The sequence below is a fragment of the Planococcus ruber genome (assembly GCF_022819085.1).
GTDB classification, from domain to species: Bacteria; Bacillota; Bacilli; order Bacillales_A; family Planococcaceae; genus Planococcus; species Planococcus ruber.
Genome location: NZ_JALHAG010000001.1, coordinates 590,598 through 607,812 on the forward strand (window position 1 = coordinate 590,598; position 17,215 = coordinate 607,812).

Annotated in this window: 18 protein-coding genes; 9 read left to right on the top strand and 9 right to left on the bottom strand. The window is 43.1% G+C overall.

What is annotated here, in order from left to right:
* Nucleotides 1-4: 4 nt before the first annotated feature.
* A complete protein-coding gene (locus MTR82_RS02975) occupies nucleotides 5-655 on the top strand; it encodes a vWA domain-containing protein (protein ID WP_246807648.1) in 651 nt (216 codons plus the stop codon).
* Between the two features lie 795 nt (nucleotides 656-1,450).
* On the opposite strand, the gene MTR82_RS02980 is transcribed toward MTR82_RS02975, so the two are convergent.
* From MTR82_RS02980 to MTR82_RS03000, 5 genes are read right to left on the bottom strand one after another with little or no spacing between them, the layout of a single operon-like run.
* The gene (locus MTR82_RS02980; protein WP_246807649.1) at nucleotides 1,451-3,004 is read right to left on the bottom strand and encodes a hypothetical protein; all 1,554 of its coding nucleotides are present in this window, start codon (nucleotides 3,002-3,004) and stop codon (nucleotides 1,451-1,453) included.
* Nucleotides 2,997-3,710: an ABC transporter ATP-binding protein gene (locus MTR82_RS02985; RefSeq protein WP_246807650.1), complete on the bottom strand. Its 714-nt coding sequence runs from the start codon at nucleotides 3,708-3,710 to the stop codon at nucleotides 2,997-2,999. Before MTR82_RS02985 ends, MTR82_RS02980 begins: the two co-directional genes overlap by 8 nt.
* Nucleotides 3,711-3,729: 19 nt before the next feature.
* A complete protein-coding gene (locus MTR82_RS02990) occupies nucleotides 3,730-4,497 on the bottom strand; it encodes an ABC transporter permease (RefSeq protein WP_246807651.1) in 768 nt (255 codons plus the stop codon).
* A complete protein-coding gene (locus tag MTR82_RS02995) occupies nucleotides 4,494-5,384 on the bottom strand; it encodes an ABC transporter ATP-binding protein (protein ID WP_246807652.1) in 891 nt (296 codons plus the stop codon). The genes MTR82_RS02990 and MTR82_RS02995 overlap by 4 nt, the downstream gene beginning before the upstream one ends.
* Entirely contained in the window at nucleotides 5,359-5,610 is a 252-nt protein-coding gene (locus tag MTR82_RS03000; protein WP_246807653.1) for a PLDc N-terminal domain-containing protein, read from the bottom strand. The genes MTR82_RS02995 and MTR82_RS03000 overlap by 26 nt, the downstream gene beginning before the upstream one ends.
* A gap of 217 nt (nucleotides 5,611-5,827) precedes the next feature.
* Here MTR82_RS03000 and MTR82_RS03005 point away from each other — a divergent pair, with 217 nt between their 5' ends.
* Entirely contained in the window at nucleotides 5,828-6,346 is a 519-nt protein-coding gene (locus tag MTR82_RS03005; protein ID WP_246807654.1) for a helix-turn-helix domain-containing protein, read from the top strand.
* Nucleotides 6,347-6,627: 281 nt separating this feature from the next.
* Nucleotides 6,628-7,407, top strand: coding sequence for an alpha/beta fold hydrolase (locus MTR82_RS03010; RefSeq protein ID WP_279576960.1), 780 nt, complete (start codon nucleotides 6,628-6,630; stop codon nucleotides 7,405-7,407).
* Between the two features lie 163 nt (nucleotides 7,408-7,570).
* On the opposite strand, the gene MTR82_RS03015 is transcribed toward MTR82_RS03010, so the two are convergent.
* Nucleotides 7,571-8,023 carry a DUF305 domain-containing protein gene (locus tag MTR82_RS03015; RefSeq protein WP_052651604.1) on the bottom strand — a complete coding sequence of 151 codons (453 nt, stop codon included), beginning with the start codon at nucleotides 8,021-8,023 and terminating at the stop codon, nucleotides 7,571-7,573.
* Between the two features lie 289 nt (nucleotides 8,024-8,312).
* On the bottom strand, nucleotides 8,313-8,900 hold the full coding sequence (locus MTR82_RS03020; RefSeq protein WP_246807655.1) for a YdhK family protein: 588 nt from the start codon (nucleotides 8,898-8,900) through the stop codon (nucleotides 8,313-8,315).
* A gap of 241 nt (nucleotides 8,901-9,141) precedes the next feature.
* Here MTR82_RS03020 and MTR82_RS03025 point away from each other — a divergent pair, with 241 nt between their 5' ends.
* The 3 genes from MTR82_RS03025 to MTR82_RS03035 all read left to right on the top strand — a co-directional run bounded on the left by MTR82_RS03025 (nucleotide 9,142) and on the right by MTR82_RS03035 (nucleotide 12,212).
* Complete coding sequence (locus MTR82_RS03025; protein ID WP_341801982.1) at nucleotides 9,142-10,050, top strand: F510_1955 family glycosylhydrolase; 909 nt, start codon at nucleotides 9,142-9,144, stop codon at nucleotides 10,048-10,050.
* 103 nt (nucleotides 10,051-10,153) lie between these two features.
* Entirely contained in the window at nucleotides 10,154-11,563 is a 1,410-nt protein-coding gene (locus MTR82_RS03030; RefSeq protein ID WP_246807656.1) for a sensor histidine kinase, read from the top strand.
* On the top strand, nucleotides 11,535-12,212 hold the full coding sequence (locus MTR82_RS03035; protein ID WP_246807657.1) for a response regulator transcription factor: 678 nt from the start codon (nucleotides 11,535-11,537) through the stop codon (nucleotides 12,210-12,212). The genes MTR82_RS03030 and MTR82_RS03035 overlap by 29 nt, the downstream gene beginning before the upstream one ends.
* Before the next feature lie 58 nt (nucleotides 12,213-12,270).
* Here MTR82_RS03035 and MTR82_RS03040 read toward each other — a convergent pair whose 3' ends face one another.
* Entirely contained in the window at nucleotides 12,271-12,603 is a 333-nt protein-coding gene (locus MTR82_RS03040) for a four-helix bundle copper-binding protein (RefSeq protein ID WP_246807658.1), read from the bottom strand.
* 220 nt (nucleotides 12,604-12,823) lie between these two features.
* Here MTR82_RS03040 and MTR82_RS03045 point away from each other — a divergent pair, with 220 nt between their 5' ends.
* The 3 genes from MTR82_RS03045 to spoIIP all read left to right on the top strand — a co-directional run bounded on the left by MTR82_RS03045 (nucleotide 12,824) and on the right by spoIIP (nucleotide 16,536).
* Nucleotides 12,824-14,914: a heavy metal translocating P-type ATPase gene (locus MTR82_RS03045; protein WP_425023626.1), complete on the top strand. Its 2,091-nt coding sequence runs from the start codon at nucleotides 12,824-12,826 to the stop codon at nucleotides 14,912-14,914.
* A gap of 71 nt (nucleotides 14,915-14,985) precedes the next feature.
* Nucleotides 14,986-15,318: a hypothetical protein gene (locus MTR82_RS03050; RefSeq protein ID WP_246807659.1), complete on the top strand. Its 333-nt coding sequence runs from the start codon at nucleotides 14,986-14,988 to the stop codon at nucleotides 15,316-15,318.
* A 165-nt stretch (nucleotides 15,319-15,483) separates the two neighbouring features.
* The gene (gene spoIIP, locus MTR82_RS03055) at nucleotides 15,484-16,536 is read left to right on the top strand and encodes a stage II sporulation protein P (RefSeq protein WP_246807660.1); all 1,053 of its coding nucleotides are present in this window, start codon (nucleotides 15,484-15,486) and stop codon (nucleotides 16,534-16,536) included.
* Nucleotides 16,537-16,757: 221 nt separating this feature from the next.
* Here spoIIP and MTR82_RS03060 read toward each other — a convergent pair whose 3' ends face one another.
* Nucleotides 16,758-17,138, bottom strand: coding sequence for a hypothetical protein (locus MTR82_RS03060; protein ID WP_246807661.1), 381 nt, complete (start codon nucleotides 17,136-17,138; stop codon nucleotides 16,758-16,760).
* Nucleotides 17,139-17,215: the final 77 nt, after the last annotated feature.

Consider the following 17,215-nt stretch of genomic DNA (forward strand, 5'->3'; position numbering starts at 1 on the left):
CAAGATGAAAAAAGGCAGTACTGAAATTGTGTTTATTCTCGATAAAAGCGGATCGATGGCGGGGCTTGAAAAAGACACAATCGGCGGGTTTAATGCGCTGCTCGAAAAACAGAAGAAAGAGGCAGGCGACGCAAAAATCACAACCGTCCTATTCAATCACGGCTTCGAGTTGCTGCATGACCGCATTGCGATTGCCGGCATCGCGCCGATGACCGAAAAAGAATACGAAGTCGGCGGTACGACCGCGCTTTTGGATGCCATCGGATCTTCCATTCAAAAGCTGGTGAATGTGCAGAAGCGGACCAGTGCAGAAGAGCAGGCTGAGAAAGTGCTATTTGTAATCACCACCGACGGCATGGAAAACGCAAGCTGTGAGTACAATTACGCGAAAATCAGAAAGATGATCGCCTGCCAGAAAGAGAAATTCGGCTGGGAATTCATCTTCCTCGGTGCCAATATTGACGCCATCGCTTCCGCGAAAAACTTTGGCATCCAAGAAGACCGCGCTGTCAACTACCATGCCGATGAACTGGGCACTGAACTCAACTTCCGCGTTCTGAATGAAACCGTCAGTTCCTTCCGCCAAGGCAAGAAACTGCATCGGAATTGGAAAGAGGACATCGAAGCTGATTTCAGCCAGCGCACTCAAAAGTAGAATCTCAAAAAAACGTTCGTAAATATCTATCTGAATAGGAGAACGTTCGTAAAGTGCTTTAGGAGCTTTGCGAACGTTTTTTTGTGGGTTCTATGCTGGTACTGGAGGCGTTCGTATAAGTGTACTTTTACGAACGCTTATTTCAATAGAGAAGTGGTTTACTTTGCACATATTCCAGCAGTTCACTATTCAAGTTCGAATTACAAATGATATCGATTTTAAATAGACAATTAATAATTTAAGTTGAAGGGGCTTGTGGATGACTACATGGATTGTTACAACGGAGGTTTGTAAACAATGGAATTTAAAAAAGATGACTCCGCAAAACATCGAAGTCATCTTATCTCAATCCAACTTAAGCTATCCTTTTATTAGATTGTCCATTAAATGGAGCTCAGTTCATCAATGAGTAGATTTTTTTCTTTTCTGAGAAAGTAACATAAAAGAAACAACGACAGAGTAAATAAATAGAAACAGCACAATTCCTACCTCTATACTTGACTCAAACATGGAAATCTCCTTTCTCATAACTCTTTATACTAAAAATTCCCTTTTTTGAATAATGTAAACATTCTATACTAAAACGAAGAAAAGGCACTAAATGATAAAAGTATCATTTAATAAGTACTTACAATGAGGCCAGCCACTGCTCATAACAGGCCGAATAAAGGTAAGAATCAACGAATGCAAAATGCATCTCCCAAGAGCCACACTAAGAGGGAGATGGCGCCGAAGGGTCTGGGGCCAATTGCTCCAAAGATGATGTTTAATTCATACTTGGTGGAGCTTATTGCTTTATTCCCTAAGTAATGTGCATTCCCTTAGTTTATAAATTAAGAATGAAATTATGGAGATATTGACCAATAAGAGAAGATGAAAGGTGAAATTGAAATCTAGTAGAATCAAAATCGCAGTGATCGAGATGAGACATGTACTGATCATAGCGGTGATTATAGTAGATTTCCCCTGCTTGATTACTTCCATTTCACTGGACCAGTTGTAATTAGGGAATTTCAAATTGACAAAGAAGCCAACAATACTAATAAGCAGTAAACTTGTGATTGTAAAAGAAATGAAGAGCAATGAATCCAATAACGATGAACTGAAATTTTGAGTATAGACCAAAATAGCACAAGCTAATCCTGGCACAAAAAGCATCATGTTTAACGCGATTTTGGCTTTTGCAAGGTCCATTAAAGAGAGGGGAGACGTCAACAAAATCCAGATGCTTTGGCCTTCAAAAGATAGGCTTGATGAAGTGGTTGTGGTCAAAAGAATACATACAGTCGTAAATAGAATGAAGATATATTTGCTTGATAACGTGATAAAGGACAGTTCCAAGGTAGTGTCATACAAAAGAGGGGAACTATTGAACAAGTAAGCCAGGCTGCCAATGAGTAATAAAGCCGGTGTAAGTACTGTATTGCTGACATAGGTAATAGATGATAGATAAAGTTTCAGCTCTTTTGAGAATAGACTTTTAAATGAACTATTGGAAGAAACCGTGCTAGAATCACGTGCTCTCCTTTTTGACGAAGTAGAATAGCTTGCAACTAAGAAAGCATATCTTTTAGTAAATACGTATCCGGTTATGAGAACAAGAACGAGAGTTATTGCTAGCAAGCTCAGCAAGTTAAAGAATCCTAATTCTGAGGTAGAGTTGCTAATGATGCCGAACAAGTAGAGTGGGGAACTAGTAGAAAAAATGTCTTTGTAATTCAATGACGCAGAGTTGTATGTGATATATAAAAGAGGTGAAAGGAATAAAAAAAATGTAAGCAAAGCTTCGATCACATTACTATGGATTCTTAAAAAATTAAGAAGAATTTTTACTGCTAATGAAATGATGAATGTTGTTGTAATAACTAGTAAAGGAAGTATCACTACAAGGATAAAACTGGATAATAGAACGAACCAGAAGTCGGGAAGAATGAACATATGCAACAAGATGCCAGCAAAAACGGCTATTGCAGTAATGAGTAAATAAAGAATCATGAGTTTGATTACATTAAAGAGCTTGGCTTGCCATAATGGAATAGGCAGGCTGAAAATTAGTTCAGTATCTGAAGAAAAAATCATTTTTTTAATGCTGCTTAAGATGGTCCAGAACCCCAAGGCCCAAAACAAAATAGACGAAAGAATCGGAAAAAATAACATGGATTCTTCGTTGATGTACAAATCAAAAGCGATATAGACAATATATCCAATGGCCATAACAACAGCGGCACAATAGCCTGCCAACGTAAGAACAGCGTGCTTTCGGTCGTCCTGGTTATTGGATGATTCCAATCTGGAAAACTGAAAATCATTTGCCAAGATATACTTTTGCAATTGAATTAGCTTACTCATGTGCTGTGATGCTCCTGAATTTTTCGCCCAAGCTGCTCTCAGACAATAGGTTGATCATCGTATCATTGACGACCACTTCGCCGTTGTGGATCATGACCACTTTATTGCATAGCTTTTCCGCTACTTCTAAAACGTGGGTCGAATACAACACAATGGATCCTTCGGCTGCCCTTTTTTTCATTTCTTCCTGTAAAAAATAAGTGGCGTTCGGATCCAATCCGACAAAGGGTTCATCCAATACGATCAGCTTTGGATTGTGCATAAGGATGGAAATAAGCACCAGTCTTTGTTTCATGCCATGCGAATAGGTAGAAATCAACTCATGGAAAGCACTGCCGAAATTGAGCTTTTTCAGCAAGGTGTTCAATTGCTCGTTTATCGTCTCGTTGTCAATTTGATAAATGCTTCCAATCAGTTCCAGGTACGAATACCCCGTCATATTCCCGTAGAGCACTGGAGTGTCGGGCGAGTAACCGACCATCTGTTTAAATTCTTGTGGGTTTTTCTCTATGCTCACGCCATCTAATTCAATATCTCCTTGATCAAAGCCATGAATGCCCACGATGGATTTGATGGAAGTTGTTTTTCCTGCTCCGTTCATGCCGATGAAGGCGCAAATATCGCCTTCCACCAAATCCAAGGTTAAGTTTCTAATGCCTTTTTCAGATCCTTTGTATAACTTGGTCAAGTTGTTTATTGATAACATTTGAACCAGCCTCCTTCAATTACGACTTTTTCAGATTCCTATTGGCCCATGAGAGATTCAGTAAAATGAATGCCAAACAAGTTGCAATACTGAAGTAGTTTAAGTCGTGGACCGACAGCAACTGGTTCTCCGCCAGGTTTAGGATGCCGCCTGGGGATAGCTGGAACAAGAGGTGATTGAATCCCTTGACCAGAATAAAGAAAATAGAAACGGCGATTGTCGTGACGGCGATTAGGATGGGGCTCTTGACAAAGGTGCTGATCAAGATGGCCAGACTCACGATGAAGAGGATCCACAAACTGTACAACAGCACAAACAGCAGAAAGTTTGAAAAAGAGAAAGAACCGAATAAGAAAATGGTGTAACCATAGGAAACGGCTGCCCCAATGGAGATGCTGAACATGCTGATTACCCAATTTCCCATTAGTTTTGACAATAGGTAGGAGCGCAGCGAAACAGGGCGGGTCAATACGAAATCTTGCATACCGCTGTTGCGGTCGGCTGCAATCAGCCCCATGAAACTAATAATCAAGATGATGAGTCCGATTTGATTGAATTGGCCGGAAATGGTCGACAGGAGAACTTCAGCAGAACTTGGCACCGGCCGGTTCGGATCGATGGTGATGCCATCTGCGCCGCCAACATTTTCAAGGATAACGTCCATGTATTTAGTGATCAGCGGTTGAGTAATACCCAAGATCACGAAAAACAGGGTTAACCAGATGAACTTAAATTCTTTTGCGGCTTCTACTAGTTCAGTGCGCGTTAATGTATAAAAGTTTGTCATGTGTCCGACACCATCTCCAGGAAAATTTCTTTTATCCCTCTTTCATAAAACTCAATGGACGTAATATCCATTTCTTTTGCAGCGAAATCGTTTACGACTTTCTTTAAATCCAATTCTTCAGCTCCCGTTAAAAGAAAGGTGTTTGGTGATAGCCATTCAACGCATTCGACCTCAGAACTTTTCAATGCTTCACTTGTTTGCGGGACATTCCCCGTCTTAACCAGAATTTGTTTGCGGTCTGATTTCTGAAATTCGCCGTTTATGTTTCCGACAATCTTTCCATTTTTTATGATGATGTACCGGTCGCAAAATTCACTGGCGTCGTCCAATATATGCGTTGAAATGATGATGGTCGTTCGCTTCTTTAAGCGGGAGATCAATTTTTTCACTTCATTTCGGCCGATCGGATCCAACGCAGAAACCGGTTCATCCAAAATCAGCAGCAGCGGTTGGTGCAAAATGGCTTGGGCGATCCCGAGCCGCTGTTTCATGCCGCCGGATAATTGGTCCACTTTGTAGTTTTCTTTATCCTTAAGCCCGACTTCTTCTAAAACCGCTGAAATGTTCCCCTTTAAAAATCCCTTATCCAAGCCCGACAATTTTCCGAAGAAAAGAAGGGATTCCTCACAGGTCATCCACGGCTTGAAGTCTGTAAGCTGAGACAAATAGCCAATGTTTTTCTTGTGCTGCACGATGGGGTTGGAATTGAACGTGATGGTGCCTTGCTCGTGCTGCAGAATGCCGGTCATGCATTTGATGAGCGTCGTTTTGCCTGCTCCGTTTGGTCCCAACAAGCCCACACACTCGCCTTCTGCAATCGAGAAGGTGACATCGCTCAAAATCTTTCTTTTTTTGATCGTCTTATGAAGTTTCTCGACTGTAATCATTTTGTATCAATCTCCTTCCAATCACTAGATATAAAATGGGTCCGAGCAATTGGAGCAATATAATGGCGGCCAGCCAAACATACGGTGCGGCAATCAGATTTCTTCTTTTGAACCAATCGTAAAGCGCAATTCCAATGATTAAAAAATTAAAAACGACAACAGGCAACGCAAAAGGAAGTATTTCGGCCCATTCAATTTCAAGTAAAGCCGTAATGTCAGTATTCATAGGTATTCCCCTTTCAATTATCATTATCAATAATGATAATTGAAAAGTCAACTACATTCTTGAGTTTAAGAATATATATTTCCAAGCAAACTAATTTATGCACAAAATAATTAGTATATGATTGGAGACCCGAGACTAATTTTTAAGGAATTTGGTAAACGGCAAGAAAGAATATATAATAGCTAACTAAGCACAAAGAAAAAGGAGATAAAATGAAATGGAATTTGATTTATTTAAAAACCAGGTCAGATTTAAAATAGCTTTGGAATTAATAGCTGCCGATGAAGGATTATCAATCATGCAGTTGAACAAATTACTAGAAGAGGTATCGCAAGCGACGTTGTACAGGCATGTAAATTCAATGGTTGATGATGATTTGTTGAAAATTGTTGGAATAAACCGTATCGGTAAAGTTGAAGAGAAGCTATATGCTTTGAATACGCAAGCCTACAAGATCAGTGAGGAAGATTGGCAGTCGGCCACTTATAACGAAAAAATAAAATTTGTCACCTACTATTTCATGTACATTTTACAAAACTATAAAAACTATTATGAAAGCAGCGCTGCAAATCAATTGCCGGATCGATCAACGTTTTCCTTAGTGAAACTGAACTTAACAAATGATTCATTCAACGATTTTCAATCGGAGTTAAGTACATTAATGGAAAAATACTTTAATATGAAAGAAACGGAAGAAGGGACTGACCGCACGATTTCGTTAGTAATTATTCCGTGATTATCTCCTTGGAGGAGAAATATTTTTATATTTATATTTGGTTTCCATATGCCCGCTTATCAGAAGCAGTTATTAAATCAGCAAAATACAAACGGGAAAGCAGTGCTGATCAGCATTGCTTTCCCTTTTAGTTTGTATAAGGGTAATTTTTAAAACGGTTTAAGGTTTTGGTGTAAAATTGTATAAAATGGAAATTTAATGTAAAATAACATCTAATATTAAGTTTTTGAATTTTTAAACCTTATCATGACGAATCAAAAATATTAAGGGAGATGGATTAGTTGAAATTACATTATCAAGAGCATGGAGATAAGAATGCTCCGCTAATGGTATTTTTACACGGCGGAGGAGTTAGCAGTTGGATGTGGGATAAGCAAATCCAATATTTTACTGACTATCATTGCATCACAATCGATTTACCGGAACAAGGGAGAAGCAAGAGTACGGAATACTTTTCAATTCGCAAAAGCGCGGAAGATATATCTAAGTTAATAGAGAAGCTAGCTAGTGGTAAGAAAATAATTGTTGTCGGTTTTTCATTGGGTGCACAAGTGCTCATTCAAATGTTGAGTATGAATCCAAGTTTAATTCACAGCGCTATTATCAATAGTGCATTAGTAAGGCCGAATGAGTTTGTACGAAAAATGATCAGACCATCTATTAAAATTACTTTACTGCTAGTGAAGAATAGACATTTTTCAAAGCTCCAATCCAAAATCCTGTATATTGAGGAAGAATATTTTGAAGAATATTATAAAGAGAGTTCTCAAATGAGTTCAGCTACACTTATTCGAATATTAGAAGAAAATATGTCATTTAAAATACCTGATGAATTTGATAAAACAAGGAGTAAGGTGTTGGTTACTGTTGGAGAGAAAGAAAAAGGACTAATGAAGAAGTCAGCCTCGGATATAGTATCGAAAAATCCAAATTGTGTAGGAATCATTATGCCTGGTGTAGGTCACGGCATATCTCTAGTAAACCCAAGTTATTTTAATCTAATGCTTAAAAACTGGCTGGAAAAGAATGTTTTACCACATGAGGTCATATCGATAAGATAATACCCTTTACCTTATTGCTGTCCAAGAGGCACTAACTAAAATTAGAGTTTACATATCAAAACTTATCGGCAGAAAATCGATAAGGAGAGAAATTTATTTCTAGAAAAAGAGGAAGGCCAAAAGCGAATTGCAATCGCTGCTTGGCCTTCCTTTTTTGAGCCGGTTATTCCTCGTCCTCCAGGTCTTCTATTATTCTTTTCATCTTAGCGATTTCTTCGCGTTGCGTCTTGATAATCGCATCAGCCAGCTCTCTCACTCGTGGATCTGAAATATTGGCTCGTTCGCTAGTTAGGATAGCGATGGAATGATGAGGGATCATCGCTTTCATCCATCCGGTGTCCTCTATTAATATTTGGCTGCGGACGAGCCAAAGTGAAAGCGCGAATACTACTGCACTGCCAGCTAAAATCAACGAATTCACTTTTTTGTTCTTGTACATTGGCCACATGAATAACAGCATGACAATGGCCATGACAGAGCCCATAATCAACGCCATATAGATTCTTGTTTCACTGAATGTGATATGTTCGAATTGAAAAACGTTTAAGAACATCAACCAATACATCAAAAAGGTCGAAGTGACAATCATGATTCCAAACTTAACGTAACTGTTCATAAAATCCTCTCCTTATAGTTAAAAATTGATTTTGACAAGAATGCCTGAACGGGATCGATGCCTTTCTTATCTGTTTACCATTTAAATTCCCATATAAACTCCATAGAAAATGCATAATTTACTGTAGAAGAAAGAATTGCAACGAATTTTATCGTCACTCCATGCAATTTTCGTCTGAAATATAAAGAAACCGGCCAATCACCCTCAGATTAGCCGGCATCCTGCATATTTTCTGGTTTTGCATGATCTTCAGCACTTGGGAATCGGAGAAGCTACAGCTTAAGCTGGGTTATTTGGCTGATAATTCAGCTTCAGTTACCCATTTATGATTGGTGACCGGTTCGCCCCCAGTCGTTGGTGTGAAATCAACCATGTAGACAGTTGTTTCCTCGGCAGTATCAATCGTAGCTGTGGCACCGTCCATTTCTTCCATGTGATCGGCAGCGATTGTTGCTTCATCACCTGGTTTCAACGGTTGGTCTCCTGGATTTTCAAGTTCTTCGTGGATGACCCATTTGTGGTTTTCCACCGGTTCGCCGCCATTGGTCGGAGTGTAAGTGACGGCATAAACAGTCGTATCGTAAGCTCCAACAATCGTAGCTTCCGCGTCTTTCATCCCTTCCATATGATCCGTTTCAATGATGGCTTGGCTTCCTACCTCATAGGTTGGACTTTCCGCTTCCTGTAAATCTGCTGGTACTTCTCCTGTACCGGAATGGTCCATATTCATATGCCCCGAATCCTCGCTCATGTTTTCTTCGGTTGCATTATTCATATCCATTGATTCTTCACTCGTCTCGCTATCTGTATTGCAGGCGCTTAACGTGACGGCGGCTACAAGTGACAGTATCCCCATTATCCATTTGTTTTTCGGCATTGCGATCTCCTTCTTTCTACATTTGTCTTTAGATACTCTACCCCTTAACTTTGCATATTGTGTGCAGGAACCATGACATTTTCTTGTGTAAAAAGTCTGGACAGTGGATTATGGCAAGTTCGTGAACCACTAAGGGAAGTTCTCTATTCTATAGAAGAAACTGCACAAAAAATCGAAACTTATTTAGTAAACTGGTGGAGAAGAACATTTTCTAGAAAGAAAGAGCTGGAGGAATAGAGAAATGAAGATGAAAAGAAAAGCGATCGGTGCACTGTTGGCGGTAATTATGTTGGCCGGCTGCAGCGGAGAGGATACGGGCTCTTTTGAGGCCCCGTACGATGGAGAAATGAATCATGTCCATGGAATGGGCTATGCGGGAAATGACAAAGGCTTGTATTTTGCGTCACACATTGGATTGAAAATCTACCGGGACGGTGAGTGGTTCGAAACAACGGATAATTTCCATGATTACATGGGGTTCAATGCGACAGATGACGGTTTTATTACGTCTGGCCACCCGAGCGCAGATTCTGAGTTACCCAATCCGCTTGGAATTCAGCGCAGTGTGGACGGTGGAGAAACCCTTGAAGAAATTGCGTTCCAGGGAGAGACGGATTTTCATGCCATGGCTGTCGGTTACAATAGCCATGACCTCCTTTTGATTAATCCGGCGCCCAATTCCTTGCTGGAAGCAGGCGTTTATAGAAGCACGAAAAAAGGGGAGTCGTGGCAACCTGTAAAAGCTGAAGGACTGGAAGGCGAAGTGATAGGACTGGCTCTTCACCCGACAGATTCAGCTTTTGTGGCGGCGGCTACTTCGACAGGCATTTATTTCTCGGAAGATGCAGGAGAATCGTTCCAAGCCCTTACGGCTGAAGGAGAAAGAGGGACCGCGGTGCATTTCACCGAGCAAGGGCTGTACTTCGGGAGCTTCGGGACAGCGGCGGCTTTGATGCAGTATACTGGTGAAAATGAGGCGTTGAAAAGACTGAACATACCGGCTCTTCCGGAAGATGGCATCGCTTTTATCGCCGTAAATCCGGCGAATGACCAGGAACTGGCTTTTTACACACTGCGGGGCGATGCCTTCTTGTCTGAAGACGGCACCCAAAGTTGGGAACCGCTGCTGCAAAACAGCAAAACCCAATAAAATACGTAAACTAGAAAGGGAATGCGTGAATTGAAACTAATGACTCACAGGAAGGGACAGCATGCCCCTGAACCTGATGCTTTGAGGCTGGAAGAGGGTTGCCATGTTCAATAAACTTGCTTTGAGAATCGGATTGCTTTTTTTTGTCTTTATCATCCTCATCGAGTCGGTGTTGTTCTTGATCTTATATGTCAACTACGTAGAAGAACGGGTGGAAGAAGTCATGTCCAATCTATTGGCCCGGGGGAACACGCACAGCGAAGTGCTGGAAGACAGCTTTGAATCCAGCACGTTGAACCATGTAGCCATGATGGAATCGGCTTCCGATTTCATTGTCATCATCACGGATGCGGAAGGGAATGAGCTGACCCATTCCGATACGATTGAACCCGAAATGAGGGATGTGCTGCAGCACACTGATTTTGGTCAAGTTCCGCAAAAAGGAGAAATCGTGGAGGATCGGTGGGATGAAAAACGGTTTATTGCGACCGACAGTCCCATTACGGTAGCAGGTGAACACCGAGGGCATGTATTTATGTTTGCTGAAACCAACCACATCAAAGGGATAGTCGAACACCTTCGGAATCAATTTTTGTTCGTTGGATTGATTGCGTTCGGCCTTACCATTGCTGCAATTTTTATCTTATCGCGCTTGATCACGCTTCCACTGATTCGGATGAAGGAAGCCACAGAGCAATTGAGCGAAGGGAATAATGAAGTCAGCCTTCATCTCGACCGGAATGACGAACTGGGGGAGCTGGCGAACGCCATTAACACCTTATCGACGGATCTGAATCGCTTAAAGCAGGCACGGAACGAATTCCTGGCCAGCATTTCGCATGAATTGCGAACGCCACTGACCTACATCAAGGGCTACGCTGACATAGCCGGACGTCCGGATACGTCTGATGATGAACGGCGGGAGTACATTGATATCATCCGGGAGGAAACGACCCATTTGACGGAATTGATTCGGCAATTATTCGAATTAGCCCAGCTTGATCACAACCAGTTTTCCATCCGAAAAGAGCAGGTTTCATTCAATCGGCTGTTTCGTTCGGTTGCCGGTTTGGTCCGTCCCGCGTTCGATGAGAAACACATTTTCTTGGTCGTCCAGTGTCCTCCGGATATGACGGCATTCATCGATCCGGAACGCTTTCAGCAGGTGCTGTTGAATGTACTCGACAATGCCCGGAAATACTCGCCGGAAGGGACGGTGGTGACGCTTCTCGCTGTGCAAGAGGAGGATACGGTAGTGATTAGTGTCAGCGATGAAGGGGAAGGCATTCCAGAAGCTGCTCTTCCCTTTGTCTTTGAGCGGCTGTACCGCGTCGACAAATCCCGGTCTCGGCAGCACGGCGGCAGCGGTCTCGGTCTTGCCATCGCCAAAGAAATCGTCGAGTCGCACAGCGGCCAAATTTCGATTCAAAGTAAACAAAGCAAAGGGACGACGGTCCGTATTGAATTGACAAGGGGGGATTCGTTTGCAGAAAGTGCTGTTGGTGGACGATGAAAAACGGATGCTGGATTTGGTGGCATTGTATTTAAAGCCCCACCACTATCTTAGTACAAAAGCGCTGGGACCTTTTGAAGCTTTACGCTATTTGGACAAAGAAACCTATGACTTGATACTCCTCGATGTCATGATGCCCGAAATGGACGGCTGGGAGCTATGCCGGGAAATCCGGAAAGTCTCGGATGTGCCGATCATTATGCTGACGGCTCGTGAGCAACAGGAGGACATTATTAAGGGGCTGAAACTGGGGGCGGATGATTACGTCACGAAGCCGTTCAATGAAGGGGAACTGCTGGCTCGGATGGAAGCGCTGCTGCGCAGAAGAGCGCCTAAAAAAAGCATTGAAGTAAAGGGCCTCTTCTGGGATGAAGACCGGTTCGAACTCAGCTATCAAAACCAATCCATCAAGCTGACACCGAAAGAGTTCCTGATGCTGGGGCAGCTGTTGAAAAATCCGGACAAAGTGTTCAGCAGGGACCAGCTGATCCAATTGGTTTGGGGATTCGATTCGGAAACGGAAGGACGGACCATCGATTCGCACGTACGGAATGTTCGGGAAAAGATTCGGCAGGTCGGATTCCCCATCGATGACCATTTCCTGACTGTTTGGGGGATTGGCTACAAATGGGTGAATGAGACAGAATAACGCTCAAAGAAAAGAACTCCCCACCGGAAATACGTTTTCCGGTGGGGAGTTCATGTAATTAGGCGATGTTCCGGCAAGCTTCTGCGCATCTGCGGCAAGCTTCCGCACAGCGTTTACAGTGTTCATGCATGTCTGCATGTTTGTCGCATTCATTGCCGCATGCTTCACAGATTTTCGCGCAAACAGCTGCCAGTTCAGCTACAAACGGCGAATTGCGGGTGATTGCGTGTTCCAAAAATGCGCATATGTCTGCGCACTCCCGGTCGAGTCGGATGCAGTCAGCCAGCATTTTTACGTTATCTTCCTGCAGGCAAGCGTCAAAACAGTGATTGCATTCCGCTGCGCAATCGTGTAAAGCCTGAATCAATTCCTGATGCTGTTCATGTGCCATGTGTAAAACCTCCATTTTTAGTTTTGTCTCTTGTCTACTTCTTCCCTTTGGACTCGCCACTAAACGGAATTTCTTAAACTCCATAGAAACTGCACAATTTGATGCGTTTCCTCTATGAAACTGAATTTTCTCCATAATTTCTCGATAGTTTCTTTCTATAATCAACAGAAGAAGATTGGATTTTTCGAAACCGAAAAATTGATGGAAGAGGTGAACCGCAATGTCGAAACAGGAAGAGCATCATCATCATGAACCGGCACATTCCAAGGACCACCCAAATCCTTCGGACAGGAAGCTTCAAGATGAATCCACCATCCAGCCGAAACAGACACATCCGAAACATGGGAGCCACGGGCACCAGGGGCATTCCGGACATGGCGATATGGTGGCGGATTTCAAAAAACGGTTCTTTATTTCTTTGATGCTCACCATCCCGATTTTAGCGTTATCGCCAATGATTCAGCACTTTATGGGCGTTAATTGGCGTTTCAACAACGATCTTTATATCTTATTCGCATTATCCTCCATCGTCTTTTTCTACGGAGGCTGGCCATTCTTAACCGGCGGAATCCAGGAACTCAAAGAGAAGAATCCGGGCATGACGACCTTGATTGCGTTGGCCATCACTATCGCTTATGGATACAGCACTCTAGTGGTCTTCGGATGGGACGGCAACCAGCTGTTCTGGGAGCTGGCGACGCTGGTGGTCATTATGCTGCTCGGGCACTGGGTTGAGATGCGTTCCATAATGGGGGCCTCTAATGCGTTGGAACAGTTGGTGAAGCTGATGCCGAGCGAAGCGCACAAGCTCGATGAACACAATCAGGTTCAAGACATCCCGTTAGCTGATATCCAAAACAATGATCGGGTGCTGGTCAAGCCGGGCGAGAAGATCTCAGTGGATGGGTTGATATTGGAAGGCAAATCGACAATCGACGAATCGATGCTGACTGGGGAATCTGTCCCGATTGATAAAGGAACAGGGGATGGTGTCATTGGTGGTTCGGTAAACAAGGAAGGCTCACTCATCATCCAAGTGGAAAAAACGGGGGAGGCTTCCTATCTATCGCAAGTCATCAAGATGGTCAAGGAAGCACAGGAATCCAAATCCCGGACACAGGATCTGACAAACCGGGCAGCCAAATGGCTCTTTTATTTGGCGCTGGCAGCAGGGTTTATCACCCTATTCGCGTGGCTGGCGTTCGGTTATGCGTTTGATGTCGCCATTGAACGCATGGTGACGGTAATGGTCATCGCATGTCCGCATGCGTTGGGCTTGGCGGCACCGCTGGTCGTAGCGGTCTCCACATCCATTTCCGCCAAGCAAGGGCTCTTGATCCGGAATCGCGCCGACTTCGAAGGGGCCCGAAACTTGGATGCCGTGGTGTTTGATAAAACCGGGACACTGACTCTAGGGAAGTTCGGTGTCACAGATGTTGTGCCGATCGAGAATTATACTGATGAAGAAGTGCTGCAACTGGCTGCGGCCATCGAACAGAATTCCGAGCATCCGATCGCCGCCGGTATCGTAAATTCGACCAAAGAAAAAGGGCTAACCATCGGAAAAGTAAGCGATTTTGAATCGATACCCGGTAAAGGGATTCAAGGAAATGTGAATGGCCAGAAAGTGAATGTGGTCAGTCCAGGCTATATGGAAAGTCATGAACTTCGCTACAATCAGGAACGATTTGAACAGTTATCCGAAGAAGGGAAAACAGTCGTCTTTGTACTGGCGGAAGACCAACTAGCTGGAATGATTGCCTTGGCGGATATTGTCCGCGATAGCGCCAAGGAAGCTGTTGCTGCCTTGAAGGCGAAAGGTATCCATTCAATCATGCTGACGGGCGACAACCGGAAAGTGGCCAATTGGGTAGCGAAACAAGTGGCCATCGATGAAGTCTATGCGGAAGTGCTGCCGAACGAGAAAGCCCATCAAATTCAGCAAGTCAAAGATAGCGGGCGCAGAGTGGCAATGACGGGAGACGGCGTGAACGATGCGCCGGCACTGGCGACAGCTGACCTCGGGATTGCCATCGGCGCAGGGACGGATGTCGCGATGGAGACAGCCGATGTGGTCCTTGTCCGAAGCGATCCGAACGATGTGGTGTCGCTGATCGACTGGTCGAAAAAGACGTACCGGAAACTGGTGCAAAATCTATGGTGGGCGACCGGCTATAATATTTTTGCGATTCCCCTCGCTGCCGGCGTCTTGGCTCCTTGGGGCATCGTGATCAGTCCGGCAATCGGCGCGGTCTTCATGAGTCTCAGCACCGTCATTGTTGCCATCAATGCCAAACTCTTAAAAGCATAGAAGGAAGGATTTCTAGAAAAATGGGCTGTACTTTTAGGATACCCAGAGTCTTTCAACTGGAGGAGAGGGAAATGAAGATTCAACTCATTTGTGAAGCGTGTAAGGTAATTGACGAATTAACTCCATCTAAGAGAAACGGTGAAGTCGGCATCCACTCAGTCCAACAAAATTTTCGGATAGGTGTGAACTGGAAGAACGAGGTCATCGAGAATTTTCAGGAAGAATTTATTAACGAATTAGGCAAAGCGACAAGCAATAAAGAACGAAGAGAACTCCTGGAGGACCAGATTACTGAAAATGCGTTTTCAGAAACCATTGATTTTGAATTGAGCTTCACCTGCAAAGGCTGCGGAAATCGGATTACCTTGAATGACTTTCATTTGATTGACCTGATTGGATTCTAGGGGAAAAAGCCGTTCTAAAGATCCTTTTACCAGTTAAATTGTTAAGAAAAAGGAGACGCAGCCGATATAAAGAAAGATAAAACGAAAATACTCAAACGAAAATAACGGGAATGCCCATTGCCCGTAAGATGTGAAAGAGGCGTGTTGAGAAAAGGAAGGTCCTTCATGGTTTTGGATAACAAAAAGAAAAGAACAGTTCAAGAAGAAAGGAGACGGCGTGATCGATCGAATCTGACTCTTGTGCTTCTGCTGTTTTTGCTGGTTCTATGCCTCGTGCTCGGCTATTACTTTATAAAGAATGAAAATCAGAAACAAAATAGGGTGGATGTGGCATCTTCTATTGAAACAGACAAGGAGAATGTTTACTTTGAACTTTTGGAATCATCAAATGAAACCGCTGATGGACAGACCGGTGAAGCAGCCAATTCAGAAAGACCTATAGGTCCGCGATTCAGAGATGAATTCCAGCCCACTATGGAAAGCCTGTTCCAGGATAGAGAACTGATTAGAGCAAACATTGAAAGATATTTTATAGATAGAAGACACCCCAAAGAAATAGATCCGATGCATACAACCGATGGAAAAGATGTACTGTACATTTATCACTCCCATAGCCGAGAAGCGTTCTTGACGTATTTAAAAAACACTGAAAAGCCGGAAGAAGCCTATCACGCGACAGCAAACGTCACGTTGATCGGAAAGATGCTCGGAGAAGCGATGGAACGCCGTGGAATCGGGACGCAAGTAGACGCTTCAGACATTGGAAAAGAACTCGGTGCCAGAGGATTGACTTATGGCAGTTCTTATCCGGTATCACGGGAACACGTTCAGGCTGCCCAAAAAGAAAACCGCAATCTGGAAGTTTTCTTGGATATTCACCGGGATTCTTTGCGAAAAGATTCCACAACAACAGAAATTAAAGGAAATGCGTTTGCGCAATTGCTGTTTGTCGTTGGAACAGGCCACGCAGAGTTTGAAAAGAACCTGTCGTTCACAGCCGGTTTACATCAAAAGATCGAAGAGAGATACCCTGGCCTGTCCAAAGGAATATTGGAAAAAGACAGCAGCCAAGGAAATGGGGTTTATAATCAAGACCTTGCGCCTCAATCGGTAATTATTGAAGTTGGTGGAGTGGACAATACGGCGGAAGAAATCAGCCGGACCATTGAAGCGTTTGCCGAAGTACTTAGTGATTATTATTGGCACGGTGAAAGATAAATCGGATTTTTCAGTTTCTGTATTACAATGCTTTCGGAAAGAAAGGACTGGAGATTGAGCTTTTACTCTTCCTTTTTGTATGTGTTGAGATTGCCAATAATGTTGACACAGCTACAATTAAAAACAGGCAGCCCGATTTATTCTGGCTGCCTGTTTACGCTTCTTTTTCAAAATCATCATTCATTTGATTGGCAGCAGACGCAACTGCTAAGTTTTGACGGCTACATAAAAAACAATTTCAGAGCCGCCCAGCTTATCAACAGAAAGCCACTTGATAGCGCTGTGACATATCCTATAAACAGTTTGCTTTCTTTGTTTTGCAACTGTTTATACTCCTTATAAGTGATTTCTCCTATAGCATAACGAAATCCAATCTCATTTGGTTCTATTCCGAAGCGTAGACCTTCTTTATCTTCTAAAATGACTTGGCTAACTAAAGGAAGGTCTCTTCCATTCCCAATGCCTTCTAAAGCCTGATTCTTAAATTCAGTGCTTTTTCCGTTAATGAAATCAAGCCTGATCGGTTTATAGATAGAATTCTTTCTGATTTTTTCACTCATAATATATGCCTGACGTTCAATTTCATTATGGGAAATGCACATACCTCCACCTCCTGCTTCGTATATTCCAGTGAAAGGCACTCAGGCTTTAAAACTTGATTTAAACTTCTTCAACTACG

Bases quoted from the DNA above. Each gene is read 5' to 3' on its own strand.
- MTR82_RS03060 (WP_246807661.1), bottom strand. From the start codon at position 17,138: ATGTGCATTTCCCATAATGAAATTGAACGTCAGGCATATATTATGAGT.
- MTR82_RS03015 (WP_052651604.1), bottom strand. From the start codon at position 8,023: ATGAACAGTTACGTTAAGTTTGGAATCATGATTGTCACTTCGACCTTT.
- MTR82_RS02975 (WP_246807648.1), top strand. From the start codon at position 5: ATGAAAAAAGGCAGTACTGAAATTGTGTTTATTCTCGATAAAAGCGGA.
- MTR82_RS03000 (WP_246807653.1), bottom strand. From the start codon at position 5,610: ATGAATACTGACATTACGGCTTTACTTGAAATTGAATGGGCCGAAATA.
- MTR82_RS03025 (WP_341801982.1), top strand. From the start codon at position 9,142: ATGAAGATGAAAAGAAAAGCGATCGGTGCACTGTTGGCGGTAATTATG.
- MTR82_RS02980 (WP_246807649.1), bottom strand. From the start codon at position 3,004: ATGAGTAAGCTAATTCAATTGCAAAAGTATATCTTGGCAAATGATTTT.
- MTR82_RS03050 (WP_246807659.1), top strand. From the start codon at position 14,986: ATGAAGATTCAACTCATTTGTGAAGCGTGTAAGGTAATTGACGAATTA.
- MTR82_RS03030 (WP_246807656.1), top strand. From the start codon at position 10,154: ATGTTCAATAAACTTGCTTTGAGAATCGGATTGCTTTTTTTTGTCTTT.
- spoIIP (WP_246807660.1), top strand. From the start codon at position 15,484: ATGGTTTTGGATAACAAAAAGAAAAGAACAGTTCAAGAAGAAAGGAGA.
- MTR82_RS03020 (WP_246807655.1), bottom strand. From the start codon at position 8,900: ATGCCGAAAAACAAATGGATAATGGGGATACTGTCACTTGTAGCCGCC.
- MTR82_RS02985 (WP_246807650.1), bottom strand. From the start codon at position 3,710: ATGTTATCAATAAACAACTTGACCAAGTTATACAAAGGATCTGAAAAA.
- MTR82_RS03045 (WP_425023626.1), top strand. From the start codon at position 12,824: ATGTCGAAACAGGAAGAGCATCATCATCATGAACCGGCACATTCCAAG.
- MTR82_RS03040 (WP_246807658.1), bottom strand. From the start codon at position 12,603: ATGGCACATGAACAGCATCAGGAATTGATTCAGGCTTTACACGATTGC.
- MTR82_RS02990 (WP_246807651.1), bottom strand. From the start codon at position 4,497: ATGACAAACTTTTATACATTAACGCGCACTGAACTAGTAGAAGCCGCA.
- MTR82_RS02995 (WP_246807652.1), bottom strand. From the start codon at position 5,384: ATGATTACAGTCGAGAAACTTCATAAGACGATCAAAAAAAGAAAGATT.
- MTR82_RS03005 (WP_246807654.1), top strand. From the start codon at position 5,828: ATGGAATTTGATTTATTTAAAAACCAGGTCAGATTTAAAATAGCTTTG.